22 protein-coding genes and 1 pseudogene are annotated in these 23,423 nt (G+C 74.1%); 14 read left to right on the top strand and 9 right to left on the bottom strand.

Annotated elements, in window-relative coordinates:
• Nucleotides 1–23: 23 nt before the first annotated feature.
• A complete protein-coding gene (locus tag ACF3NH_RS02465; RefSeq protein WP_422921742.1) occupies nucleotides 24–755 on the top strand; it encodes a M48 family metallopeptidase in 732 nt (243 codons plus the stop codon).
• Nucleotides 756–832: 77 nt separating this feature from the next.
• A complete protein-coding gene (locus tag ACF3NH_RS02460) occupies nucleotides 833–1,585 on the top strand; it encodes an SDR family NAD(P)-dependent oxidoreductase (RefSeq protein WP_422921741.1) in 753 nt (250 codons plus the stop codon).
• 6 nt (nucleotides 1,586–1,591) lie between these two features.
• Here the strand turns inward: ACF3NH_RS02460 and ACF3NH_RS02455 are convergent, their stop codons facing one another.
• The 4 genes from ACF3NH_RS02455 to ACF3NH_RS02440 all read right to left on the bottom strand — a co-directional run bounded on the left by ACF3NH_RS02455 (nucleotide 1,592) and on the right by ACF3NH_RS02440 (nucleotide 5,290).
• On the bottom strand, nucleotides 1,592–1,936 hold the full coding sequence (locus ACF3NH_RS02455) for an Hpt domain-containing protein (protein ID WP_422921740.1): 345 nt from the start codon (nucleotides 1,934–1,936) through the stop codon (nucleotides 1,592–1,594).
• A gap of 77 nt (nucleotides 1,937–2,013) precedes the next feature.
• Nucleotides 2,014–3,249 carry a multidrug effflux MFS transporter gene (locus tag ACF3NH_RS02450; protein ID WP_198365956.1) on the bottom strand — a complete coding sequence of 412 codons (1,236 nt, stop codon included), beginning with the start codon at nucleotides 3,247–3,249 and terminating at the stop codon, nucleotides 2,014–2,016.
• A 125-nt stretch (nucleotides 3,250–3,374) separates the two neighbouring features.
• The gene (locus tag ACF3NH_RS02445) at nucleotides 3,375–4,232 is read right to left on the bottom strand and encodes a TIGR01459 family HAD-type hydrolase (protein WP_422921739.1); all 858 of its coding nucleotides are present in this window, start codon (nucleotides 4,230–4,232) and stop codon (nucleotides 3,375–3,377) included.
• Complete coding sequence (locus tag ACF3NH_RS02440) at nucleotides 4,229–5,290, bottom strand: quinone-dependent dihydroorotate dehydrogenase (protein ID WP_422921738.1); 1,062 nt, start codon at nucleotides 5,288–5,290, stop codon at nucleotides 4,229–4,231. Before ACF3NH_RS02440 ends, ACF3NH_RS02445 begins: the two co-directional genes overlap by 4 nt.
• A 115-nt stretch (nucleotides 5,291–5,405) precedes the next feature.
• Between ACF3NH_RS02440 and ACF3NH_RS02435 the strand changes: the two genes are divergently transcribed.
• A complete protein-coding gene (locus ACF3NH_RS02435) occupies nucleotides 5,406–6,275 on the top strand; it encodes a DMT family transporter (protein ID WP_422921737.1) in 870 nt (289 codons plus the stop codon).
• A 175-nt stretch (nucleotides 6,276–6,450) separates the two neighbouring features.
• Here the strand turns inward: ACF3NH_RS02435 and ACF3NH_RS02430 are convergent, their stop codons facing one another.
• Nucleotides 6,451–8,775 carry a molybdopterin guanine dinucleotide-containing S/N-oxide reductase gene (locus ACF3NH_RS02430; protein WP_422921736.1) on the bottom strand — a complete coding sequence of 775 codons (2,325 nt, stop codon included), beginning with the start codon at nucleotides 8,773–8,775 and terminating at the stop codon, nucleotides 6,451–6,453.
• A 180-nt stretch (nucleotides 8,776–8,955) separates the two neighbouring features.
• On the opposite strand from ACF3NH_RS02430, the gene ACF3NH_RS02425 reads away from it, so the two are divergent.
• The 7 genes from ACF3NH_RS02425 to ACF3NH_RS02395 all read left to right on the top strand — a co-directional run bounded on the left by ACF3NH_RS02425 (nucleotide 8,956) and on the right by ACF3NH_RS02395 (nucleotide 15,105).
• On the top strand, nucleotides 8,956–9,417 hold the full coding sequence (locus ACF3NH_RS02425; protein WP_198365959.1) for a YccF domain-containing protein: 462 nt from the start codon (nucleotides 8,956–8,958) through the stop codon (nucleotides 9,415–9,417).
• A gap of 17 nt (nucleotides 9,418–9,434) precedes the next feature.
• A complete protein-coding gene (locus ACF3NH_RS02420) occupies nucleotides 9,435–10,703 on the top strand; it encodes a flavin monoamine oxidase family protein (protein ID WP_422921735.1) in 1,269 nt (422 codons plus the stop codon).
• 34 nt (nucleotides 10,704–10,737) lie between these two features.
• On the top strand, nucleotides 10,738–11,844 hold the full coding sequence (locus ACF3NH_RS02415) for an ABC transporter permease (RefSeq protein WP_422921734.1): 1,107 nt from the start codon (nucleotides 10,738–10,740) through the stop codon (nucleotides 11,842–11,844).
• Nucleotides 11,844–12,629: an ABC transporter ATP-binding protein gene (locus ACF3NH_RS02410; protein WP_198365962.1), complete on the top strand. Its 786-nt coding sequence runs from the start codon at nucleotides 11,844–11,846 to the stop codon at nucleotides 12,627–12,629. Before ACF3NH_RS02415 ends, ACF3NH_RS02410 begins: the two co-directional genes overlap by 1 nt.
• A 3-nt stretch (nucleotides 12,630–12,632) precedes the next feature.
• Nucleotides 12,633–13,652 carry an MlaD family protein gene (locus tag ACF3NH_RS02405; protein ID WP_198365963.1) on the top strand — a complete coding sequence of 340 codons (1,020 nt, stop codon included), beginning with the start codon at nucleotides 12,633–12,635 and terminating at the stop codon, nucleotides 13,650–13,652.
• Between the two features lie 38 nt (nucleotides 13,653–13,690).
• A complete protein-coding gene (locus ACF3NH_RS02400) occupies nucleotides 13,691–14,296 on the top strand; it encodes an ABC-type transport auxiliary lipoprotein family protein (protein ID WP_198365964.1) in 606 nt (201 codons plus the stop codon).
• A gap of 125 nt (nucleotides 14,297–14,421) precedes the next feature.
• The gene (locus ACF3NH_RS02395) at nucleotides 14,422–15,105 is read left to right on the top strand and encodes a hypothetical protein (RefSeq protein ID WP_422921733.1); all 684 of its coding nucleotides are present in this window, start codon (nucleotides 14,422–14,424) and stop codon (nucleotides 15,103–15,105) included.
• A 22-nt stretch (nucleotides 15,106–15,127) separates the two neighbouring features.
• Here ACF3NH_RS02395 and ACF3NH_RS02390 read toward each other — a convergent pair whose 3' ends face one another.
• The gene (locus ACF3NH_RS02390) at nucleotides 15,128–15,784 is read right to left on the bottom strand and encodes an OmpW/AlkL family protein (protein WP_370591965.1); all 657 of its coding nucleotides are present in this window, start codon (nucleotides 15,782–15,784) and stop codon (nucleotides 15,128–15,130) included.
• Between the two features lie 128 nt (nucleotides 15,785–15,912).
• A complete protein-coding gene (locus tag ACF3NH_RS02385; protein ID WP_422921732.1) occupies nucleotides 15,913–16,893 on the bottom strand; it encodes a Bug family tripartite tricarboxylate transporter substrate binding protein in 981 nt (326 codons plus the stop codon).
• A 183-nt stretch (nucleotides 16,894–17,076) separates the two neighbouring features.
• On the opposite strand from ACF3NH_RS02385, the gene ACF3NH_RS02380 reads away from it, so the two are divergent.
• The 3 genes from ACF3NH_RS02380 (at nucleotide 17,077) to ACF3NH_RS02370 (ending at nucleotide 20,622) form a co-directional block, all read left to right on the top strand.
• The gene (locus ACF3NH_RS02380) at nucleotides 17,077–18,747 is read left to right on the top strand and encodes a formate--tetrahydrofolate ligase (RefSeq protein WP_422921731.1); all 1,671 of its coding nucleotides are present in this window, start codon (nucleotides 17,077–17,079) and stop codon (nucleotides 18,745–18,747) included.
• Nucleotides 18,744–19,964 (top strand): tetratricopeptide repeat protein, encoded by a 1,221-nt coding sequence (locus ACF3NH_RS02375; RefSeq protein WP_422924707.1) that lies wholly within the window; start codon nucleotides 18,744–18,746, stop codon nucleotides 19,962–19,964. The genes ACF3NH_RS02380 and ACF3NH_RS02375 overlap by 4 nt, the downstream gene beginning before the upstream one ends.
• Nucleotides 19,965–20,169: 205 nt before the next feature.
• Nucleotides 20,170–20,622, top strand: coding sequence for a flagellar biosynthesis repressor FlbT (locus tag ACF3NH_RS02370; RefSeq protein ID WP_198365969.1), 453 nt, complete (start codon nucleotides 20,170–20,172; stop codon nucleotides 20,620–20,622).
• 1,003 nt (nucleotides 20,623–21,625) lie between these two features.
• Here ACF3NH_RS02370 and ACF3NH_RS02365 read toward each other — a convergent pair.
• Nucleotides 21,626–22,168 (bottom strand): annotated as a pseudogene (locus ACF3NH_RS02365) (adenine phosphoribosyltransferase); the annotation flags it as partial.
• 133 nt (nucleotides 22,169–22,301) lie between these two features.
• Between ACF3NH_RS02365 and ACF3NH_RS02360 the strand changes: the two are divergent.
• Complete coding sequence (locus ACF3NH_RS02360; protein ID WP_198365972.1) at nucleotides 22,302–22,493, top strand: DUF2842 domain-containing protein; 192 nt, start codon at nucleotides 22,302–22,304, stop codon at nucleotides 22,491–22,493.
• Nucleotides 22,494–22,515: 22 nt separating this feature from the next.
• On the opposite strand, the gene ACF3NH_RS02355 is transcribed toward ACF3NH_RS02360, so the two are convergent.
• Nucleotides 22,516–23,265 carry a TorF family putative porin gene (locus tag ACF3NH_RS02355; protein ID WP_422921730.1) on the bottom strand — a complete coding sequence of 250 codons (750 nt, stop codon included), beginning with the start codon at nucleotides 23,263–23,265 and terminating at the stop codon, nucleotides 22,516–22,518.
• Nucleotides 23,266–23,423: the final 158 nt, after the last annotated feature.

Here is a 23,423-nt window from a genome sequence, read left to right as displayed (position 1 = left end):
GCGGCGCCGGCGCCGGCGACCCCATGGCGGCGCCACGGCGGGAGACGGTGCTGCTACGGCCGGCCTCCGGCGCCGCCCGGCCCTGCCCGCTGGAGTGGCGGGCCTCGCCCCGCGCGCGGCGGATCACGCTGCGACTGGACCCGGTCTCCGGTCATGCGGTGCTGACCCTGCCGGCCGGCCTGTCCGCCGGGGCCGGGCGCCGCGCCGGCCTCGCCCTGCTGCGTCGCCATGCCGACTGGATGGCGCTCTGCCTCGCCGCGCTCGGCCCGCCGCTGCGGCTGGCGCATGGCGCGGTGGTGCCGCTCGCCGATGCGCCGCATGCCGTGCTGCACCGGCCGCTGGCGGCGCCTGTGGCGGTGCTGCGGCCCGGCCGCATCCTGGTGGGCGGCGCCGCCGAGGGGCTGGCCGGGCATGTGCTGGCGCTGCTGCGGCAGGAGGCGGGGCGGCGGATTGCCCCGCATGTCCGGCGCCATGCCGGCGCCCTCGGCGTCGCCCCGCGCGCCATCCGGCTCAAGGACCCCCGCAGCCGCTGGGCCAGTTGCACGGCCGGCGGCGTCCTGGCCTTCTCCTGGCGCCTCGTCATGGCGCCGGACTGGGTGCTGGCCTCGGTGGCGGCGCATGAGGTGGCGCATCTGCGGGAGATGAACCACTCGCCCCGCTTCTGGGCGGCGCTGGCCGGGCTCAGCCCGGATCACGCCGCGGCGCAGGCCTGGCTCCGCCAGCACGGCCCGCGGCTGCTGCGCGTCGGCGCCTGAGCCGCCGGCTTGCGGCTTCACCGCCGTGCCCGGCGCTGCCATACCGGAGGCCTCATCCTCGTCCCGGGAGTTGCCTCATGATCCTTCTCGTCACCGGTGCCACCGCCGGCTTCGGCGCCGCCATCGCCCGCCGCTTCGCCCAGGACGGCGCCCGCATCATCGCCACCGGCCGCCGTGCGGACCGGCTCGAGGCCCTCGCCGGGGAGCTGGGCGCGGATCGGGTGCTGCCCCTGACCTTCGACGTGCGCGACGCCGCCGCGGTGCGCGCCGCCATCGGCGGCCTGCCGGAGGCGTGGCGCGACATCGATCTGCTGGTGAACAATGCCGGCCTGGCGCTGGGGCTGGAACCGGCGCAGCGGGCCGATCTCGCCGATTGGGAGACCATGATCGACACCAATGCCAAGGGTCTGGTCGCGGTGACGCATGCCGTGCTGCCCGGCATGGTCGCGCGCAATCGCGGCCATGTGGTGAACATCGGCTCGACAGCCGGCGAATGGCCCTATCCGGGCGGCAATGTCTATGGCGCGACCAAGGCCTTCGTGCACCAGTTCAGCCTGAACCTGCGGGCCGACCTCTTCGGCACCGCGGTGCGCGTGACCGACATCCAGCCCGGCCTGGTCGGCGGCACGGAATTCTCCCAGGTCCGCTTCCAGGGGGACGAGGCCAAGGCCGCCTCGGTCTATGAGGGGACCGAGGCACTGACCCCGGAGGATATCGCCGACGCGGTGCACTGGGTGGCCAGCCGCCCGGCGCGGGTCAATGTCAACACCCTGCAGGTGATGCCGGTCTGCCAGAGCTTCGGCCCGCTCCGCGTGCAGCGCGGCGGCTGAGGCGGCTCAGCCTGGCGGTGACGCCGCCGCCAGGTCGCGAAGCTCGGCCAGCACCAGCCGGAGCTCCTGCTGCACGCCGGCCAGCAGTGCCGGCGCGGCCTCGGGCGTGGCCGGGCGCATCGCCAGGCGGGCCTGATGTGCCAGGCGCTGGGCACCGAGGCTTCCTGCGGCGCCCGCCAGGGCGTGGGCACCCTGGCTGAACGCCGCCATGTCCCGCTCGCCAAGCGCCACGGCCATGCGCTCGCCCAGCTCGGCGAGGTCGTGCTCGAAAGTCCGCAGGATGGTCAGGAAGACATCCGGCGGAAGGCCTTCGGACAGAATCGCGACGGTCGTGGGATCAATGGCTTGCACAACTGGACCGTGGCAAAGCCGGAACGTTCGGTCAATGTGCCGGGCCGGCGATTGTGCCGGGCGGGGCGGGGCTTCCGCTACTCGTCCTGATCGCGGCTGCGCCGGGCGCCACGCCAGGCCAGCTGGGCGCCGATGGCGCAGCCGGCCATGGTGGCGGCGGTGCCGATCCCCGACCCCAGCTCGACGGCGCTCGCCACCATCGTCATCACCGCGCCGAAGGCCATCTGCAGGGCGCCCACAAGGCCGGACGCGGTGCCGGCCAGTTGCGGCCGCACGCTGACGGCGGCCGCCACCGCGTTCGGCTGCGACACGCCGTTCCCGAGCGCCACCACCGACATCGGAATGAAGAAGATGACGATGGACAGCGGCAGCAGCGCCTGCGCCAGCACGGCCAGCAGGGCGCCGCCGGTGCTGACGATGAGGCCGAGCCGCAGCATCCGCGCCAGGCCCAGCCGGGAGGAGAAGCGGCCGGCCAGGTAGGAGCCGGCGCCGAAGGCCAGCGAGATCGCCATGAAGGACAGCGCGTAGGCGCGCGGCGTGTGGCCCATCCCCTCCATCAGCACGCGCGGCGCGCCGGCCATGAAGGCGAAGAACAGGCCGGTGGTGCAGGTGGTGATGGCGGCGTAGCAGCGGAAGCTGCGGATGGCGGCGAGCTGGACGAAGGCATGGCCCATGCCGCGCAGCCCCGGCAGCGGCTGCGCGGCGGGCAGGGTCTCCGGCAGGCGCAGGGCCAGCAGGCCGAGAAGGATGCCGAAGCCCACGCAGGCCAGCATGGTGGAGCGCCAGCCGAAGGCCGCCGTCAGCTCGGCGCCGAGCAGCGGCGCCATCATCGGCGCGACCGTCATGCCCATCATGACGAAGCCGATCTTGCTGGCCGCCTGATCGCGCGGGAAGACATCGCGGATGATGGCGCGCACCAGCACCATGCCGGCGCAGCCGCCCGCGGCCTGCGCCGCCCGCGCCACGATCAGCAGGCCGATGCTGGGCGCCAGCAGCGCCGCCAGCGAGCCGAGGAGATAGATGGCGAGCCCGCCCAGCAGCACCGGGCGGCGCCCGTAGCGGTCGGACAGCGGGCCATAGATGAGCTGCCCGAGCGCGATGCCGATCAGGTAGATCGTCAGCGACATCTGCACCGTGGTGTAGGGCACGGCGAAAATCCCCGCGAGCAGCGGCAGGGAGGGGATCAGGATCTGCATGCTGAAGGGGCCGAGGCCCATCAGCAGGGTCAGTAGCCAAGTCTTCGGGACGCGGCGGGGCGGCGCCGCGAGACCGCTGGGTGTTTCTTCTTCCTGGACGATATCACGCGGGGACATGGCCCCAGCCTAGGGGCGGGCCGCCCTCCCGGCCAGTCGGGCCGGATCACGATGCATCTCCCCGCCATGCGCCGGGCGCAGCCATGCCCCTGGCCGGAAGCATGGCCGCCCCCGGGCGCCGGCTCCTACCAGCGCAGGCTGCGCAGCGCCGCCATGGGCGCCACGCCTTCCCGCGCCGCCTCGGCGTCGAGCAGCGTCGGCGAGGGATCGGGGCCGAGATTGTCGCCGGCCAGTCCGGTCAGCGCCCAGACCGCGTCCACCCCGATGGCGGCCGCGCCGGCGAGGTCGGTGTGCGGCGTGTCGCCGATGGCGACGATACGGGACGGCGGCAGGTCGAGCGCCGCCAGCACGGTCTCGTAGACCATCGGGTCCGGCTTGCCGATCTCCATCACCTCGCCGCCCAGCTCCAGGTAGCGGTCGGCGAAGGCGCCGGCGCAGATCAGCCGTTGCCCGCCGACCATCACGGCGCGGTCCGGATTGGTGCAGACCATCGGCAGCCGTGCCGCGGCGGCGGCCTCCAGCATGGGCATGTAGGGCGCGGTGCTCTGCCGCCCATGCGCGAAGTCCGGGCCGGTGTTGAGCACGAAATCGGCCTCCCCGGCGGCGGTGGCCAGGGCGATGTCCAGCCCCTCGATCACCGAGAGGTCGCGCTCGGGGCCGATATGGAAGGCGCGCGTCCCGAGCTTGGCGAAGAAGGGGTGGGTGCGGTCGCGCAGCAGGGTCCAGGCGACCTCGCCGCTGGTCACGATGCCGTCGAACAGCCCGGCGCCCAGGCCCATCTCCTCCAGCGCCGCCTGCACCGTCCAGGAGCGGCGCGGGGCGTTGGAGAGCAGCACGATCCGCCGGCCGCGCGCGCGCAGCTCGGCCAGCGCCTCCGGCACGCCGGGATAGGGGCGCTCGCCATCGTGCAGCACGCCCCAGATGTCGAGGATGAAGCCGTCATGGCTTTCGGCGAGGGGGGCGACGGAGTCCAGGATCTTCATCGGGCATCGGCTCCCACGGCGTCATGGACATGGCGGAAGCCGTCGCGCCGCAGCAGCGCGGCCAGCTCCCGCTTGAGGCGCGGCACCAGGGCGGGGCCGGCATAGGCGAAGGCGGCGTAGAGCTGCACCAGCGCGGCGCCGGCGCGGATCTTCTCATAGGCCTCGGCGCCGCTGGAGACGCCGCCGCAGCCGATCAGCGTCAGCCGCCCGCGCGCCAGGCCGAAGACGCGGCGCAGCAGGGCGGTGGAAGGGGCGAGGAGCGGCGCGCCGGAAAGGCCGCCGGTCTCGCCCCGGTGCGGGCTGGCGAGGCTCGCGGGCCGGGCGATGGTGGTGTTGCTGACGATCAGCCCGGCCACGCCGTGCCCGGCGCAGGTCTCGACCAGGGCGGGCACGGCGTCCTCCGCGAGGTCCGGAGCGATCTTGACCAGCACCGGCGGCTGCCGCGGCGCGGCGGCGCGGGCGGCGGCCACGGCCTCCAGGATGGCGGCCAGCCGCGCCTCGCCCTGCAGGTCCCGCAGCCCCGGCGTGTTGGGCGAGGACACGTTGATGGTGACGTAGTCGGCGACCGGGGCGACGGCGGCATAGAGGGCGGGGTAGTCCCGCTCGGGATCGGCGCCTTCCTTGTTGATGCCGATATTGGCGCCGAGCACCGCCGGCAGCGGCCGCGGCAGCGCGGCGAGCCGGGCGGCGAAGGCCTGGACACCCTGGTTGTTCATGCCCATGCGGTTGATCACCGCGCGGTCCTCCGGCAGCCGGAAGAGACGCGGGCGCGGATTGCCCGCCTGCGGGCGCGGCGTCGTCGTGCCGGGCTCGACCAGGCCGAAGCCCAGGCGCATCAGCGCCGCGACGGCCACCGCGTCCTTGTCGAAGCCGGCGGCCAGGCCGATCGGGTTGCGGAAGTCGAGGCCCAGCGCCGTCGTCGCCAGCACCGGGTCGTCCGGGGCCGTGTCCCGGCCGGCGAGGCCGAGGGCCAGGGCCCGGAGCGCGAGGCCATGGGCACGTTCGGCATCGAGGCCGCGCATCAGCGGCATCAGGGCGGAGGCGAGGGCAGGGGTCATGACCGCCCGCTTGTGCCTTTTCGCGCCGCACAAGGGAAGGCCCCGTTTGCGCGGCGGATTGACCGCCGCCGGCCCAGGCCCGAGAAGCCGGGCGGCACCGGGAGGATGGAACGCCGTGCAGGGATCCCTGCTGATGCTGGCCGCGCTGGGCCTCTTCGCCGTGCTCGACACCAACAGCAAGCTGCTCTCCGCCAGCTACCCGGTCGCCCAGGTGGTGCTGATCCGGCAGGGGACGATGCTTCTGCTGTTGCTCCTGGCGCGGCTCCTCCGGCCGGGGGCGGGCGGGCCGCTGGCCACCGCGCATCCCGGCCTGCACCTGCTGCGCGCCGCCGGCATGCTGGGCTCGGCCATCGGCTTCTTCCAGGCGCTGCGCGAGATCCCGCTGGCCGAGGGCTATCTCGTCTACTTCACCGCGCCCTTCATGACGCTGGGCCTCGCCGCCCTGGCGCTGGGCGAGCGTCCGCCACGCGCCGTCTGGCTGTGGAGCGGGGTCGGCTTCCTCGGCGTGCTGGTGGCCATGGCGCCGGGACTCTCCGCCGGCGGCAGCCCGCTGGCCTATGCCTATGCGCTGCTCGGCACGGCGAGCTACGCGGTGGTGCTGACGGTCAATCGCGGCCTGCGGCACGAGCCCGGCATCGCCCGGTTGATCCTCTGGTCGGCGCTGCCGGGCGGCATGGTGCTGGCGCCCTTCGCCCTGGCCGGCTGGGTGCCGCCGTCGCCGGCCGACTGGCTGGCGCTGGCGCTGAACGGCGTCTTCGCGGGGCTCGCCACCATCTGCCTTGCCGGGGCCTTCCGCCGCGCCAGCGTGGCGCAGCTGGCGCCGCTCGAATTCTCCGCGCTGCTCTGGGCCATGCTGGCCGATCTGGCGATCTGGGGCGCGCTGCCGGGCCTCGCCACCCTGGCCGGCGGCGCCATCGTCGTCGCCGCCTGCGTCATGAGCCAGCGGGCGCGGCGGACGCCTTCCGGGGCAACGGGAACGGCGTGACGAGGCACGCCGCCGGCGAGCGGCCGCCGGTGATCCGCGGGGCCTTCTCCGCCTCCGGCGCCGGGCCGACCCTCGCCCGGCCGGGCCGCGCAGCACCGCCTCGCGATCGCGGCCCCGTCCGGTCAGCCGGCGGAGCCGCGCCGATGCCGGCGGCGCGGCGTGCCGTCCGCCGGGCTCATTCGGCGGCGGTGGCCAATGCCGCCTCCGGCGGCTCCCAGGCGCGCACCGGCGGCAGGTTGCCGGTGAACTTCTCCACCTGCAGCACGGTGAGCTGGCCGGTGCAGCCCTGCGCCAGCCGGGAGGTACCGGCATCGCGCGTCAGCACGTTCGGGTTGCCGTGCACGCAGAGCGGCATCTCCTCCTCCGGGTCCGCCGGGTCGTACCAGGCGCCGGTCGCGAGCTGCACCACCCCGGGCATCACCGCCTCGCTCAGCGCGGCGGCGGCGAGGCAGGCGCCGCGCCCGTTGAACAGCCGGACGATATCGCCCTCGGCGATGTCGCGCGCGGCGGCATCCGCGGGATGGATGCGCATCACCTCGCGCCCGCGCCGCTTGCTGTCGGCGCTGGTGCCGCCGAAGTCGAGCTGGCTGTGCAGCCGCGTCGCCGGCTGGTTGGCGACGATCCAGAGCGGGTTCGCGGCATCCGGCACGTCCACCGGCGCGAGCCAGGCCGGATGGCCGGGGCAGTCCTCGTAGCCGAAGCCGGCGATGGTCCCGGAGAAGATCTCCACCTTGCCGCTCGGGGTCGGCAGCGGGTTGGCGGCCGGATCGCGGCGGAAGGCGCCGAGGATGCCGCCGGTATCCTCCTCGCGCGGCAGCTCCAGCTCGCCCATCTCCCAGAAGGTCTCGAAATCCGGCGCGGGCAGGCCGCGCTCGGCCAGCGCCGTCCGGGTGCGGTCGTAGAGATGCGCGAGCCATTCGCGCGGCGTGCGGCCCTCGGTGAACTCGGCCTCCTTGCCGAGCCGCGCCGCGAGGCCCGCGAAGATCGCGTAGTCGTCGCGCGCCTCGCCATAGGGCTCGGCCAGCTGGTGCATGGCGACCAGCAGCGGATCGGTGGTCGAGCCGGCGATATCCTCCCGCTCCAGCGTCATGGTGCAGGGCAGGACGATGTCGGCATGCCGCGCCGTGGCGGTCCAGGCGGTCTCGTGCACCACCAGCGTGTCGACGCGGGCGAAGGCGCGGCGCAGGCGGTTGATGTCCTGGTGGTGGTGGAAGGGGTTGCCGCCGGCCCAGTAGACCAGGCTGATCTCGGGATAGGTCAGCCTCTGGCCGTTGTAGTCGAAGGGCGCGCCGGGGTTCAGCAGCATGTCGCTGATGCGCGCCACGGGGATGAATTCCGTGACCTTGTTGCGGCCCTGCGGCAGGCCGGCGACCGGCACCGCCACCATGCGCTTGCCGTAATGCGCGATCGAGCCCAGGGCGTAGTTGAAGCCGCCGCCGGGCAGGCCGATCTGCCCCAGCATCGCCGCCAGCACGGCGCCCATCCAGACCGGCTGCTCGCCATGCTCGGCGCGCTGCAGCGCATGCGCCATGGTGATCAGCACGCGCTTGCCGGCGGCCTCCCGCGCGAGGCCCGCGATGCGCGCCTCCGGCACGCCGCAGATGGCGCTGGCCCAGGCGGCGGTCTTCGGCACGCCGTCGGTCCGGCCCATCAGGTACTTCTCGAACTCCGGCCAGCCGGTGCAGTAGGTGTCGAGGAAGGCGCGGTCGTGCAGCCCCTCGCTGGCCAGGGTATGCGCCATGCCGAGCATCATGGCGGTGTCGGTGCCGGGGGTGATGGTCTGCCACTCGGCGCCCGCCTCCTCCGGCAGGTCGTCGCGCAGCGGGCTGATCAGCACGAAGCGGCAGCCGCGCGCCGCCGCGGTCCCCATCGCGCCGCGCTCGATGTGCTGGCTGACGCCGCCACCCGCGACCGCGCTGTTCTTCACCGCCATGCCGCCGAAGGCCAGCACCATCTGGGTGTGTTCCATCACCTGCTCCCAGGTGATGCTGTGCCGCGTCACCGGCTCGAAGGGGCCGAGGACATGCGGGATGATGACGTTGGCGGCGCCGGCGCTGTAGCTGTTGACCGAGCGCACATAGCCGCCGAGCGCGATGTTGAGGAAGCGGTGGATCTGGCTCTGCGCGTGGTGGAAGCGCCCGGCCGAGGACCAGCCGTAGGAGCCGCCGAAGATCGCCTGCGGGCCGCGCGTGTCGCGCAGCCGGGCCAGCTCGCCGGCCAGCAGGTCCAGCGCCCTGTCCCAGGAGACGGCGACGAACTCGTCCCGCCCGCGTCGGTCGCTGGGGCCGGGACCGTTCTCCAGCCAGCCGCGCCGGATCATCGGTCGCGCGATGCGGGCGCGGTGGCGGAGCGCCTTCGGGAAGTTCTGCAGGATCGGCGAGGGGTCGGGATCGCCCGGATGCGGCTCGACGACGAGCGTGCCATCCTGCCAGCCGGCGCGGAACACCCCCCAGTGCGAGGAATGCGGCCGAAGCCCGCTGCGGTCCATCGGCTTGTCCATGCTGCGTCCTCTCTGCTGCGGCGGCGGCGCAGTCTGCGCCGGACGGGCGGGCCTGTCATCCCGGATGGCGGGGGGCCATATCCAGGGCCATATAGGCAGAGCGGTCCGAAAGGCCGCGCTGAAGCCCGGCAACCCGCCGCCGGGTCGCGGCATTGCGGGCGGGAGAAGAGGAGCATCACCGTGGCGCTGCTGCTGAACATCCTGTGGAACGTGCCCGGGCTCGGTTTCATCCCGGCGCTGCTCTGGCTGCTCGCGGCGGCGGTGATGGCCGTCACCATCATCGGCCTGCCCTGGGCGCGCGCCTGCCTGACCCTGGCGCATTACAGCTTCCTGCCCTTCGGCCGGCAGATCGTCTCGCGCAAGGACCTGACGGGCCTCGAATCCCTCGGCACCGGCCCGCTCGGCCTGCTGGCCAACCTGATCTGGTTCCTGCTGGCCGGCATCTGGCTCTGCATCTCGCACCTGACCCTGGCCGCCGCCTCGGCGGTGACCATCATCGGTCTGCCCTTCGCCTGGGCGCACCTGAAGCTCGCCGCCGCCGCCATCTTCCCGGTCGGCAAGCGGGTGGTGCCGAATGCGATGGCCGATGCCATCGCGCTGGGCCGCGGGCAGGAGGCGCTGTCCCGGCAGCGCGGCGGCTGAGGCGCAGAGGCGTCGGCGTGAGTGACCCCGACCTTCTGGTGATCGGCGCCGGGGCGGCGGGCATCGCCGCCGCCCGCGCGGCGCGCGCGGCCGGGCGCGCGGTGCGGGTGCTGGAGGCGCGGGGCCGCCCGGGAGGCCGCGCCTGGACCGAGAGCGCGACCCTCGGGGCGCCCTTCGACCTCGGCGCCACCTGGCTGCACCAGGCCGGCGACAACCCCCTGACCCCGCTGGCGCGCGACGCCTTCGACCATGACGCGGTGCGCAGCCACCGCTGCCTGATCGGCGGGCGGCCCGCCGGCGCGGCCGAGATGGCGGAATACGACGCCGCCTATGCCGCCTTTCACGACCGCCTCCGCGCCGCCCGCGCCACGGCGGCGCCCGATGCCGCGGTGGCCGACCACGCGCCGCGCGGCGGGTTCTGGGACGCCACGGTGGCGCATTGGGAAGGGCCGGTGATCTGCGCCGCGCCGCTCGCCGCCATGGACCTGCGCGACTTTCTCGACACCCAGCTCGCAGGGCCGAACCTGCTGCTGCGGGACGGCATCGGTGGGCTCCTGGCGGGGCTCGCGGCGGAGCTGCCCGTCACCTACGGCGCGCCGGTCGAGCGGCTCTCCTGGTCCGGCCCCGGCGTGGTGGCGGAGGGGCCGTTCGGCCGCATCGCGGCGCGGGCCGCCATCGTCACCGCGCCGACCGCCGTGCTGGCCGCCGGCGCCATCCGGTTCGACCCGCCGCTGCCGGCGGAGACGGAGGAGGCCATCCATGACCTGCCGCTCGGCCTGCTGAGCAAGATCGGCCTGCGCGCGGCCGGGGAGGACCGGCTGGACCTCGCCCCCTTCGCCGGGCTGGAGCGGCGCGTGGAGGCGGAGGACGAGGCGGCCATGACCTTCATCGCCTGGCCGTTCGGACGCGACCACCTGATGGGCTTCCTGGGTGGCGAGGCGGCCTGGGCGCTGGCGCGGGAGGGCGCCGCCGGCCTCGCCGACCATGCCCGGGCGGAGTTGCGCCGGGCCTATGGCGGGCGCGCCGCCGCCGCGCTGCGCTTCGACCGGCCGCTGGCCAGCGACTGGGGGCGCGACCCCTGGGCGCGCGGCGCCTATTCCCATGCCCGCCCCGGCCGTGCCGCCGCCCGCGCAGCCCTGGCCCGGCCCCTGGGCGGCGGGCGGCTGCGCTTCGCCGGGGAGGCCTGCCACCCGCGTCTCGCCGCCACGGTGGCGGGGGCCTGGGAAAGCGGTCACATTGCCGCGTGGGCCGCTCTGCAACCGGAGGACGTCCGATTCAAGCCTTAACCATCCCTGCCATGCAGCGTATCTGCTACGCTTGATGACAGCACAGGCGGAACAGGCGGGCTTCGACCGTCAGGACGAGACGCTGCGGCTGCGCGGTCCGCTGACGACGCAGCGTGTCGGCCCGCTCTGGCGGGAGGTGCTGCGCGCCGCGCCCGGCGCCCGCCGGCTCGACCTCTCGGCGGTCACCGCGCTGGACACCACCGGCGCCACCCTGGTCCTGGCTGGCGCCTCCGCCGCCTCGAAGGCCGACCCCGTGCCGATCGAGGGGGCGAGCGAATCGGTGGGCGCGGTGCTGGAGCGTGCGCGGGCCGCCCTGGCGGCGCCCCGCCCGGCCGCGGCGCCCGGCGGCCTGCCCTTCGTCGCCGCCACCGGCGCCTGGGGCGTCGGCCTGTGGCACCGCTTCTGGGAATCCACCGGCTTCCTGGGCGAGACGGTGGTGATGGCGTTCGCCGCCCTGCCGCATCCGCGCCGCATGCGCCCGGCCGATCTGTTGCGCCATCTGGACGAGGCGGGGCTGCGCGCCTTCCCGCTCACCGTGCTGCTCGGCACGCTGATCGGCGTCATCCTGGCCTTCCAGTCCTCCATCCCCATGCGCCAGTTCGGCGCCGAGATCTTCATCCCGCCCCTAGTCGGCATCTCCCTGGTCCGCGAGCTGGGGCCGCTGATCGCCGCCGTCATCCTCTCCGGCCGCACCGGCTCGGCCTATGCGGCCGAGCTTGGCACCATGACGGTGAACGAGGAGATCGACGCGCTGCGCATCATGGGCGTCGATCCCATGGCCATGCTGGTGCTGCCTCGCCTGCTGGCCGCCATGCTGGTGATGCCGGTGCTGACCCTGGTGATGAACCTCTCGGGCCTCGCCGGCATGACCGCGGTGATGATCGCCCTCGGCTTCCCGACGGCGCTGGTGCTGAACCAGCTGGAGCAGTGGCTGACGCTCGGCAGCCTCATCGGCGGGCTCGGCAAGTCGGTGCTCTTCGGCCTGGCCATCGCCATGATCGGCTGTCGCGCCGGGCTCTCGGCCGGGCGGGGGCCGCGCGCGGTGGGCGATGCCGCCACAGCGGCCGTGGTCGGCGGCATCGTCGCCACCGTCGTGCTGGACGGGCTCTGCGCCGTGCTCTTCTTCCGGCTGGGCTGGTGATGGACGGCTCCGCCTCCGACATCCACCGCGTCGAGGTGCGCGACCCCGTGGTCGAGGCGCGGGGCGTCGCCATGGCCTTCGGCAGCAACACCCTGTTCCGGGACGTGACCTTCCAGGTCGGGCGGGGCGAGGTCTTCGTCATCCTGGGCGGCTCCGGCTGCGGCAAGTCCACCTTGCTGAAGCTGCTGATCGGCCTCTATCCGCCGACCGCGGGCGAGATCCGCATCCTGGGCGAGGATCTCGGGGCGGCCGACGGCCGGGCGCGGCGGGCGCTGCTGTCCCGGCTCGGGGTGATGTGGCAATCGGGCGCGCTCTTCGGCTCGATGACCCTGCTGGAGAACGTCATGCTGCCGCTGGAGGAGCACACCCGCCTGCCGCCGGCGGCGCGCGAGCAGGTGGCGCGGGTCAAGCTCGGCCTCGTCGGCCTGTCGGATGCCGCCGACCGCCTGCCGGCCGAGATCTCCGGCGGCATGGCGAAGCGCGCCGGCATCGCCCGCGCCATGGCGCTCGACCCGCCGCTGCTCTTCCTCGACGAGCCCTCCGCCGGGCTCGACCCCATCACCTCCGCCGGGCTCGACCAGCTGATCCGCGACCTGGCACGCGACCTCGGCACCACCTTCGTCGTGGTGACGCACGAGTTGCAGAGCATTCTGGCCATCGGAGATCGCTGCATCATGCTGGACAAGCAGGCCAAGGGCATGATCGCCGAGGGCGACCCGCGCGAGCTGCGCGACCACGCGACGCATCCCACCGTGCGCGCCTTCTTCCGCCGGGAGGCGGCCTGAGCCATGGCGACATCCCGCAGCCTCTATGTCCGCGTCGGCGCGCTGATCCTCGCCGGCCTGGTGCTGGGCCTGGGCTTCGTGCTCTTCCTGACCGGCGGCGGTTTCGGGCGGCAGAACCTGGTGTTCGAGACCTATATCCAGGAAAGCGTCACCGGCCTCGAGGTCGGCGCGCCCGTGCGCTACCGCGGCGTGCAGATCGGCCAGGTGAGCGAGATCGGCCTGGTGAACGCCGAGTATCCGCCGACCAGCCGCAACGAGGCGATGGAGGCCTTCCAGCAGGTCCTGGTGCGGATGGCGCTGGACCCGAAGCGGGCGACCCTGGACAACGTCGAGGATGCGCTGCAGGCGGTGCGGAACGGATTGCGCGCGCGCCTCTCGAGCCAGGGCATCACCGGCGTCAACTATATCGAGCTCGACTTCGTCAATCCCGAGCGCTTTCCCGACCGGCCGCTGCCCTGGCGGCCCTCCTTTCCGGTGATCCCCGCCATGCCCTCCACCGTGGCGCAGGTGCAGAACCTGGCCGAGACGGTGCTGAGCCGCATCCAGCAGGCGCCGTTGGAGCAGCTGCTGACCGATGTCAGCGCCATCGTCAGCAGCGCCCGCACGCAGATCAGCGATGGCGACCTGGCGCGCATCCTGCACGAGACGGCCGACACCGTGAGCAGCCTGCGCGTCATGCTGAACGCAACCGATCTTCCCGGTCTGGTGGCCGAGCTGCGCGGCGCCGCCGGCGACCTTCGCGCCTTGGCCGGCGGCCCGGAGACCAAGGCGGCGCTGAACAACGCCGCCGCGGCGGCCGATGAGCTGCGCCGCTCGATGAGCCGGCTGCCGACGGTGATCACGGCACTGGAGCAGACGGCGCGCTCCGCCCGCAACACGACGCAGGACGCGAACGCCGATCTCGGGCCGCTGCTGCGCGATCTCCGGGCGGTGGTGAGCAATCTGCGCGACACGACCGAGACCCTGCGCCGCGCCCCCGGCGCCGCGCTCTTCGGCGCCCCGCCGCCACCGCCCAGCCGCTGACACGTCTCCAGCGCCAGACGAACGAGGGGAAGCCCCGCATGAACCGCCGCCACCTGCTCCTGCTGGCCCTGCCGGCCCTGGCCGCCTGCTCGGTGCTGCCGGACCGGCCCTATGTCGAGACCCTGCGCTTCCCGCTGGACCCGGTCCGCCCGGGAGGCCCCGCCGCGCCGCGCCGCCGCCGGGTCCTGCTGGTGCGGCTGATGCGCGCGGCACCCGGGCAGGACGTGCGCGGCCTGCGGAGCCGGCGGGAGGACGGCACGGAAGCGGTGGATTTCTACGCCGAATGGAGCGCGCCGCCGGTGGAGCTGGCGGAGGAGGCGACGCGCCGCTGGCTGGCGCGCTCGGGCCTGTTCGCCGCCGTGCTGGCGCCGGGCAGCCGGGTGCGGGCGGATCTGATTCTGGAGAGCGAGCTGACCACGCTGATCGCCGATCTGGGCGCCGGCGAGGCGCGGGCGGGCATCTCCGGCGTGCTCAGCCAGGACGGGGGCAATGCGCCCCGGCTGCTGGCGCAGATCTCGGCGCGGGGCCGGGCGCCGCTGCCGGCCGGGCGGCCGCTGCCGCCCGAGGCGCTGGCCCAGGCGATGACGATGGCGATGGCCGATGCCCTGACGCAGCTGGAGCGCAGGCTCGCCCGCTACGCCTGACACCCCCGGCGCTTAACCCTCCGGCAACCTGCCGTCCGATAGTCTCGAAAAGGAGAATTCGCGGCGGAGAAGGTGCTCCACATGAGACGGTTCCACAGCCGGCCCCTGCAGGGCGGCGGTGCCTGATGGCCGAGGGCGATAGCTGGGACGAGGTCTGGCAGGCCTATGACGTGGGTCGGGCCACCCTTGCGGCGCCGCGGCTCAGCGACGCCGCGATCCTCGACCTGCTCGGGCCCTCCGACGCCGATGTGCTGGAGGCCGACGAGGCGCTGGCCCGGCGGATGAGCGTGACGGGCCCGCCGCCGGCGGCGCATCCCGGCCTCAGGCTGGGCTGCTGGCTGATGCTGTTGCTCGGCGCCATGGGGCTGGGCGTGCTGGCCGCGCCGCGCCTGGAGCCGGCGCTGGCCATCGCGCAGCTCTGGTTGCGGCCCGATGTCGGCACCCTGCTGGAGACGCTGCAGGCGAGCCCCGGCCAGTTCGCGGCCAGGCCGATGCCCGCCATCGCCGCCAGCCGCCCCGGCGGCGCCGGCCGCTACCTGGACATGCTGGCGCAGGATCTGCGCAGCGGCTGGAGCGATCCGGAGGCGATGCGGCGCCTGGTCGTGGCGCGGCAGTCCGGCCCCGGCTGGCTGCGCGATCCCGCCCTGCCGGCCCTGGAGCGGATCCACAGCATCGCCGCCACCGGCTGGTCGAGCGTGCGGCTGGAGATCGGGCCGGCGAACGGGCGGGGCGGCCTCAGCCTGGATCTGGACCGGCGGGCGGGCGCGTGGCAGGTCGCGCGCTTTGCCCTGCTCGACTCCCGCCCCTGAGGCCTGCCTCCGGGTCCCGCCTTCAGAAGCGGTAGCGGACCGAGGCGCCGACGATCCAGGGATCGAGATCGGCGCGGGCGCTGATGGCGCCGCTGTTCACCGCCACGTCCGGGCGGAGGAACAGCTTCTTGACGTCGAGGTTCACGCCCCAGTTCGGCGTGATCTCGTAATCCACGCCGGCATTCAGCGCCCAGCCCCAGGCGTTCTTCACATCCACCTTGCTCACCGGCGGCGTGCGGCCGCCGCCCTCGCCGTAGAAGACGGTGTAGTTGATGCCGGCGCCGACATAGGGGCTCAGGCGGGATTGCGGCAGCGGGTGGAACTGCAGGGTGAGCGTCGGCGGCAGGGCCCAGACGCGGCCGAGATCGACATCGCCGATCGCCGAGCCACGCACCTCGACGTCATGCCGCGTCGTCGCCGCGATCAGGTTGAGGGAGAGGTGGGGCGTGGCGAAGTAGGTGAAGTCGAGCTGCGGGGTCGCGGTGTCGGACGCCTGCGGCTTGCCGCCGATGGCATCCACACGGCCGCCCTTCTCCGGCAGCACGCCGATCACGCCGAAGCCCAGCACCATGTCGCCGGCCCGCTTGCCGCGCACCGCGTCCTGCGCCAGCGCGGGCCCCGCCAGCAGCGCCGAGCCCATGACCACCGCGGCCAGGGCCGCCCCCATCCTCTTCGTCACGTCCGTAACCTTCATCCCATCGGGCGGCGAGAGCGCCGCGCGACGGGAGGCTTAGGCCCGGCCGCCGGGCGCCGCCTTGATCTGAATCAGGGCGGCGCGATTCCGGCGCGGAAGACGCATCCGGGGTGCTATTCGGGCTTGATGCCGGCGGTCTGGATGACCTCGCGCCAGCGCGCGATCTCGGCCTCCTGGAAGCGGCGGAACTCGGCCGGCGTGCTGCCGACGACGGAGAAGCCGATCTGCTCCAGGCGCGGCTTCACCTCCGGGTGGTTCAGGGCCTCTGCCATGGCGGCGTGCAGCCTCTCCTGCACGGGCGCGGGCAGGCCGGCCGGCGCCATCACCGCCTGCCAGGAGGTGACGACGAAGTCCTGCAGCCCGGCTTCGGCCGAGCTCGGCACATCCGGCAGGATCGGGTGGCGCCGCGCATCCGTCACCATCAGGGCGCGCAGCCGGCCGCCCTGGATATGGCCGGCCACCGTGCCGAGGTTCTGGAAGGACATCTGCACATTGCCCGCGATCAGGTCGGTCGCCGCCGCCGCGCCGCCGCGATAGGGCACATGCGCGACATCGACGCCCATGCGCTGCTTGAACAGCTCGGTGGTCATCTGGTCGGAGGAGCCGACGCCGCTCGTCGAGTAGGAGGCGCGCTGCGTCTTGAGCCAGGCGACCAGCTCGGCGACGGTCTTCGCCGGCACCTTCTCCGGATTGACCACCAGCACGTTGGGCGTGGTGACGGCCAGCGTCACCGGCGCGAACTCCTTCACCGGGTCATAGCCCAGATCCGGCCGCAGCGCGGCGTTGATGGCGAAGACACCGATCGAGCCGCAGAGCAGGGTGTGGCCGTCCGGCTCGGCGCGGGCCAGCAGCCGGCCGGCGATCTCGCCATTCGCCCCGGCCCGGTTCTCCACCACCACCGGCTGGCCGATGGTCTGGCTCATGCGGTTGGCGATGGCGCGGGCCACGATGTCGCTCGGCCCGCCGGCGACGAAGGGCACCAGGATGGTCAGCGGGCGGTTCGGCCAGGCGGCCTGCGCCCGGGCGGCGGACAGGGCGGGCAGGGACAGCAGGGGCGTCGCGGCCAGGAGGCCGGTGAGGTCGCGGCGGAGCATCGGGTCGTTCCTCGGCGGTTCTTGCTTATGGAGGTACGATGACACGATCGCGCCCGGGCGCGCCAGGGGGGGGCACCCGCCAGCCCGGCCCTGGCATGCCCTGGCCCTGGCAAAGGCGTCTTGCCCGGCGGCTGCGACCTGCGGATAAGCGGGAGGCGCCCCCTCAGCCCGGCAGGAGCCCTGATGACCACCGATCTCGACATCGCGCGCGCGGCCACCCTGCTCCCGATCCAGGAGATCGCCGCGCGGGCCGGGATTCCCGAGACGGCGCTGGAGCCCTACGGGCGGCACAAGGCGAAGATCGGCCTGGATTTCGTCGCCGCGCAGGATGGCCGGCCGGAGGGCGCCCTGGTGCTCGTCACCGGCATCAGCCCGACCCCGGCGGGCGAGGGCAAGACGACGACGACGGTGGGCCTGGGCGATGCGCTGAACAGCCTCGGCACGAAGGCGATGATCGCGCTGCGCGAGCCCTCCCTCGGCCCCTGCTTCGGGGTGAAGGGGGGCGCCACCGGCGGCGGCCATGCCCAGGTCCTGCCGATGGAGGAGATCAACCTCCACTTCACCGGCGACTTCCACGCCATCACCGCCGCCAACAACCTGCTGGCCGCGATGGTGGACAACCACCTCTACTGGGGCAACGAGCTCGGCCTCGATGCGCGCCGCATCGCCTGGCGCCGCGCCATCGACATGAACGACCGCGCGCTGCGCGCCATCACCGCCGGCCTCGGCGGCGTGCCGAACGGCTTCCCGCGCGAGGACGGCTTCGACATCACCGTGGCCTCGGAGGTGATGGCGGTGTTCTGCCTCTCGCGCGATCTGGCGGACCTGCAGGACCGGCTCGGCCGCATCATCGTCGGCCAGACGCGGGAGGGGCGGAACGTCACCGCCCGCGACCTGAAGGCCGACGGCGCGATGGCCGCCCTGCTGCGCGACGCCCTGGCGCCCAACCTGGTGCAGACGCTCGCCGGCAGCCCGGCGCTGGTGCATGGCGGGCCCTTCGCCAATATCGCGCATGGCTGCAACAGCGTCATCGCGACGCGGCTGGCGCTCAGGCTCGCCGATGTGGTGGTGACCGAGGCCGGCTTCGGCGCCGATCTGGGCGCCGAGAAGTTCCTCGACATCAAGTGCCGCGCCGCCGGCCTGGCGCCGGCCGCCTGCGTCGTCGTGGCCACCGTGCGGGCGCTGAAGATGCATGGCGGCGTCGCCAAGGCGGCGCTGGGGGCGGAGGACGTGGCCGCCGTCCATCGCGGCATCGCCAACCTGGCGCGGCATGTGCAGAACATGCAGAAGTTCGGCCTGCCGGTGGTGGTGGCGCTGAACCGCTTCACCTCCGACACGGAGGCCGAGATCGCGGCGGTGAAGGCGGCCATGGCGCGGCTCGGCACCGAGGCGATCCTCTGCACCCACTGGTCGGACGGCGCCGCCGGGGCCGAGGCGCTGGCGCGCGCCGTGCATGGGCTGATCGCCGCCGGAAGCGCGCGGTTCGAGCCGCTCTACAACGACCATATGTCGCTCGCCGGCAAGATCGAGACGGTGGCGCGCGAGATCTACCACGCCGAGCGCGTCGCCATCCCGCCGCCGGTCGCGGCAAAGCTGCGGCGCTTCGAGGAGCAGGGCTTCGGCCATGTGCCGGTCTGCATCGCCAAGACGCAGTACTCCTTCTCGGCCGATCCGACGCAGCTCGGCGCGCCGGAGGGGCATGTGCTGCCGCTGCGGGAGGTGCGGCTCTCGGCCGGGGCGGGCTTCGTCGTCGCCATCGCCGGCGAGATCATGACCATGCCCGGCCTGCCGCGCCGCCCGGCCGCCGAGGGCATCGGCCTGGATGCGCAGGGCCGCATCGAGGGGCTGTTCTGACGCCCCCGCCCGACACCGTCGCGCTGCTGCGCGAGGCCTCGGCGCGTCACGCGGGCGGCGACCTGGCGCGGGCCGAGGCGCTGTACCGCCAGGTGCTGGCGCGCGACCCGCGCGAGGCCAATGCGCTGAACCTTCTCGGCGTGCTGCACCGCCAGCGCGGCGACCTGCCCGGCGCGCTGCGGCTGATCCGCCGGGCGTTGGCGCTGCGGCCGGAGGCGCCGGTCTTCCTCGCCGCGCTGGGCGGCGCCCTGGCCGAGGCGGGGCGGCTGGAGGAGGCGGCGGACGCCCTGCGCGCCGCCCTGGCGCGGCGGCCGGACGATGCGGTGAGCCTGCGCAATCTCGGCCAGGCGCTCTGCGCCCTGGGCCGGCCCGGCGAGGCCCTGGCGCCGCTGCGGCGCGCGGTGGTCCTGGCGCCGCGGCAGGGCGAGGCGCATCTCGCCCTGGCGCACGGACTGCGCGAGGCGGGCGACCCGGCGGCGGCGCTGGAGGCCGCCCGGGCGGCGATGGCCCTGCCCGGCCTGCCCGAGGCCCTGGCGCGGCAGGCGGGCTTCCTGCTGGCGGCGCTGGGCGGGGCGGCGGCGCCGGCGCGCGCCCCGGCCGCCTATGTGCGCGACCTGTTCGACCAGTACGCGCCGCGCTTCGCCGCCGAGCTGACGCAACGCCTCGGCTACCGCACGCCGGAGGCGCTGGCGGAGCTGCTGCGCGACTCGGGCGTGGAGGCGGCGCGGCGGCTGCGGGTGCTGGATCTCGGCTGCGGCACCGGCCTGTCCGGCCTGGCCCTGGCGCCCTTCGCCGCCCGGCTGGAAGGGCTCGACCTCTCGCCCCGCATGCTGGCCGAGGCCGCCCGGCAGGGCTGCTACGACGCCCTGCACGAGGCCGACCTGCTCGACTTCCTGCCCGGGCAGGGCGGCCGCCACGACCTCATCGCCGCCGCGGACGTGCTGAACTACCTGGGCGACCTGGCGCCGGCGCTGCGGGCCATGCGGCAGGCGCTGCGGCCGGGCGGACTGCTCGCCTTCAGTGTCGAGCTGGGGGAGGGGCCGGAGCCCTTCGCCCTGGGCCCGGGGCTGCGCTACCGCCATGCCCCGGACCCGCTGCGCGCCTGCTGCGCCGCCGCCGGGCTGCTGCCGGTGGCGGAGCGCGGGCTGGCGCTGCGGCGGGAGCGGGACCAGCCCGTGCCGGGCCTGGTGCTGCTGCTGCGAGGCCCCGCGTCTTGAGCCTTCGGTAACCCGCGGGCGACAGATTGCCGTTTCGTCACGACCAGCCTGCCGCTGGGGACGGAATGGAGGCGGATGTGCCCGCGCAACGTGAATTCGCCCGCCGGGGCCGGACCGGCCCCCTCGCCGCCCAGGGGCCCATCCCCGGCGCGCGCCCCCCGCTCGGCGCCCCCGGGCGCCCACCCCGCTTCTGAGGGCTCCGCTCATGTCCACGCTCGTGCTGGAACTGCGCCAGGGCGACCTGCTGCTCGTCAATGGCGCCCCGCTCCGCTTCCGCAACCGCGCGCGGGTGGAGCTCTGCGGCCAGGCCCGCTTCCTCTTCGGCAAACAGGTGATGCCGGTGGAGGAGGCGGTGACGCCCGCGCGGCAGATCTACTACGCGCTGCAGACCGCCTATGTCGGCCGCGAGGAGGAGCGCGCCGCCGGCCTCTCCCTGGCGCGGCTGCTCATCAGCGAGGCCGGGGCCAGCTTTCCGGCCGGCCCCGCCGGGCTGCTGCGCGCCGCGCTCGAGGCCGCGGAGCGGGACCAGTGCTATCAGGCTCTCAGGCTGGTCCGGCGCGTGATCCAGCATGAGGATGCGCTGGCGGAGCCGGCGCCGGAGGCTTCGGCGCCGCCGGGCATCGGCGCGGTGGCGGGCGTCAGCCGGGCTGCCAGCTGAGCCGGCGCAGCAGCCATTCGCGATAGGCGAGGACGGCTTCCGGCGGCGGCAGCAGCGTGCCGATGGCGGCGCGGAGCTCGGCGCCCACCAGCGCCGGCCCGGCCCATTCCAGGCTTTGCCGGCCTTCCTCCTCCTGCCAGCGCAGCGCCGCGCGGCGCCAGGTCGCGACGATATCCGCCGAGGTCAGGCCCGGCAGCACGAGCGCCGCGCGCAGGCGCAGCGCGGCGAAGCCGGCCTGCACGGCGAGCTGCTGCGGCGTGGCGGGCAAGGCCGGGGGCAGCAGGGAGGGCAGGTCGGGGCTGTCGCGGCGCTCGGGCGTCTCCAGCTCCGCCCAGGGCGTCAGGCCCAGCTCCAGGGCGCGGCGGCGCGGATGCGGCGCGGCGATCACCATCGCATCCGCCTCGCCGCGGGTGATCGCCGCCTCGGCCGCGGCGCCGGACAGGCCGAAGAGCGGGGTGGCGGCATGGCCGGTCAGGTCGAGCGCCATCAGCGCCGCGGTCTCCGGCGCCTCGGGGCCCGGCAGGGCGAGGCGGAGCGGTCGGGCCGAGGCGGGCGCGGGCAGGCCGCGCCCGGCCAGCACGGCCCCCTGCCAGGAGGCGCAGAGCGGCAGCCAGTTGGCCGGCTGGAACTGGGCGCGGCTCTCGCCCACCAGCCGGGCATGGGCGGCGAGGCCGGGCAGCACCAGGAGGGTGCGGCCGTCGCCGCCCTCCAGCGTGGCGAAGCGGTTGGCGGCGGTGACGCCGTCCGGACCGCCCAGGATGCTGGTGCGCAGCGCCATGGCCTGGGGCAGGGCGCGGGCCAGGCCGGCGGCGACATTCCGGGCCCATTGCGCGGCGGCGCCGTTCTCGGGGCCTGGCAGCAGCAGGGTGGTGCTGTCGGGCAGCAGGGCGGGCGGCAGCGCCTGGCCGGCGGCGGGGCGGCCGAGGCCGCCCAGCCCGGCGGCGGCCAGCAGGGCGCGCCGGCCGCAGCGGGGGAGGCCGCCGGCCGCCCTCACGGGTGAGTCTTCATAGGCGGCCAGGGCCGCGACGGGGACATCCAGCCGGTCGCGGCCGCGCAGCCCCGCCAGCTCGATCAGCACGGCGGCCAGCGGCACCTCGGCGCCGGCCCGGCGCAGCAGCTCGACGCCGGCCGCCATGGTGCCGCCGGTGGCCAGGAGATCGTCCAGCACCACGACGCGGTCGCCCGGCTTCACCGCATCGGCCTGCATCTCGATCCGGTCGGTGCCGTATTCCAGCGCGTAGTCGTAGCCGATGGTCTCGCCCGGCAGCTTGCGCGGCTTGCGCAGCATGATGAAGCCGAGGCCGAGCTCCAGTGCCAGCGGCGCCGCGGTCAGGAAGCCGCGGCTCTCGATGCCGGCCAACAGGGTCGGGCGGTAGGGCCGGACGACCTCGGCCAGTTGCGACATGGCGGCGCGCCAGGCCGGGCCGTCCCGCAGCAGGGTGGAGATGTCGTAGAACAGGATTCCAGGCTTCGGGAAGTCCGGGATGCCGCGGATATGCGCCTTCAGGTCGAAGGCGTCGGTGGCGGCGGGGGGCTGGCCGGGCATCGGGGTCTCTCGGTCGGGTCGGGCCGGAAAAGGCCGGGATGGGGGGCGGACACTAGGCGCGCCGGGCCGCCGCTGCAAACGCCACGTCGGATGGAGGCTTGGCGAAGCCGTGCCATGCTGCCAGGAACGGGCGATGCCACGCATCCTTCTCGCCACCCTTCTCGGCCTCGCGGGCCTGCTGCTCTACCTCGGCCTGGTGCTCTGGCTGGGCGACCGGGTGCAGCGGCTGCACTGGACGCTGCAACTGGTCTTCTACGTGCTGGCCGGCTTCGTCTGGGTCTTCCCGATCCGGCGGCTGATGTTCTGGGCGGCGCGGAAAGACTGATCCGCGGCCACCCGCCGGGCGGTCAGAAGGCCCTGCTCAGTGTCACCATCGCCCGCGCGTCGCAGTATTTCGCGCCGGCGAAGCAGTCGGTCTTGGACAGGTTGGTGTCGTAGTAGCCGACCGTCAGCATGAAGCCGGCATAGATCTCGCGCGAGACCGCGACCGACCAGTTGGCGTAGTCCGGCGCGCCGTAGCGGGGGTTGCGGTCGATCCACTGATAGCCGAAGCGGCCGGCCAGGGTGAAGTCGAGCGGCAGGCCGACATCGGCGCCGGCCTCGAGATAGACGGCCGATCCGGATTCGAAGTAGAAATCGGGCGACCACGCGGCGGTGCCCAGGAACTTCACCGGGTCCAGCGTGTAGCTCGCCTTCGCCATGGCCTCGAAGTAGTTGTAGTCGTATCCGCCTTCGGGCTTGTCGTAGCCGGGATAGGTATAGAAGACGCCGCCCAGGTCGAGCGCCAGCCCGCCCACCTCGAAGCGGTAACCGGCCAGCAGGTCGAGCTCCTGCCGCGCGTTGCTGCCGGGGAAGGTGACGTTGCTGAGGAAGCCGCCGACATAGAGGCCGCTCTCGTGCTGGACGTCGAGTGTCAGCGAGATGGCGGGGCGGTTGCGCGTCTGCGAGATGCCGCGGAACAGGTAATCGGAACTCACGGCCGGCGTGGCGGTCACGGTCAGGCCGACACTGTCGATGGTGGTCTGCGCTGCCGCCGGAAGGCTGAGCGACAGAATGCTCAAGGACAAGGCAGAGGCGCAGGCCAGGGGTGATTTCATGGATGTGTTTCCCTCGGCCGGTGGCTTCCCTGCCGCCGGCCGCAGGGAACGCCGAGCAAGATTCCTGCCAATCCGAAACGAAGCCGGAGGGGAGAACCATCGAGGGGGGGAGAACCGAGAAGCCCCGCCTGCCGTTTCCCGTTGGGGGAAGGGCAGGC

This window comes from Pseudoroseomonas sp. WGS1072 (genome assembly GCF_049340465.1).
Lineage (GTDB): Bacteria > Pseudomonadota > Alphaproteobacteria > Acetobacterales > Acetobacteraceae > Pseudoroseomonas.
This window is presented reverse-complemented; position numbering and strand designations above follow the sequence as displayed.